This is a genomic window from Vibrio sp. Vb1980, assembly GCF_033338615.1.
GTDB classification, from domain to species: domain Bacteria; phylum Pseudomonadota; class Gammaproteobacteria; order Enterobacterales; family Vibrionaceae; genus Vibrio; species Vibrio alginolyticus.
Window position 1 is genome coordinate 1 of record NZ_JAWOSZ010000082.1, and the last position, 721, is coordinate 721.

The following is a 721-nucleotide window of genomic DNA, read 5'->3' on the forward strand; positions in this document are numbered from 1 at the left end:
CAAAATCATCATTTAGTGTGCACGAACCCTCACACAAACGGTCTTGCGGACACACACGGCCACACACTTCAGGCAAGCTGTTGGTTTGGTGTGAAAGTTCCACGGCTTCTAAAATTCGGCCTTCATTCGCCAGTTTTAGCCACTGGGGAATGTAGTTATGGACTGGGCACTTCCATTCACAATATGGGTTACCGCAATCCAAACAGCGATCGGCTTGCGCCGTTGCTTGTTGTTTCGTGAACGGCTCGTAGATTTCAACAAACTCAATCTTACGAATCTTAATTGGTTTTTTCGCCGGATCTACGCGTTGAACATCGATAAATTGGTAAACGTTCTGACTCATGATTCAAACATCCTCCATGATTTATTGGGCTTGAACGCGCAGTTCAGCAGCGCTGCGGCTTTGGTGACCAAGTAGCGTGTTTAAGTCAGCCGCTTGAGGTTTCACCAAATAGAACTTCGGAATCCATTCGTCAAAGTTCGCCAAAATATGTTCTGCATGGCTAGAGCCAGTCTCTTCGAGATGCTCTGCAATTAGGCCGCGCAAGTGCTCTTGGTGGATGTATAGATCCGACAGTGAAATGGCTTCCACCGATTCGTTGTTTACACGACCTTGGAAGTCTTGATTTTCATCCAACACGTAAGCAAAACCGCCCGTCATACCAGCGCCGAAGTTCACACCTGTGGCGCCAAGAATAGCCACAATGCCGCCAGTCATGTA

At 47.7% G+C, this 721-nt stretch carries 1 protein-coding gene and 1 pseudogene; both read right to left on the minus strand.

The window, feature by feature from the left end; genetic code table 11:
• Window positions 1–343, minus strand: a pseudogene (locus tag R7F64_RS23885) (glutamate synthase small subunit); the annotation flags it as partial.
• A 21-nt stretch (window positions 344–364) separates the two neighbouring features.
• The coding region (locus R7F64_RS23890; RefSeq protein WP_318072151.1) for a hypothetical protein at window positions 365–721 on the minus strand (357 nt) is incomplete at its 5' end.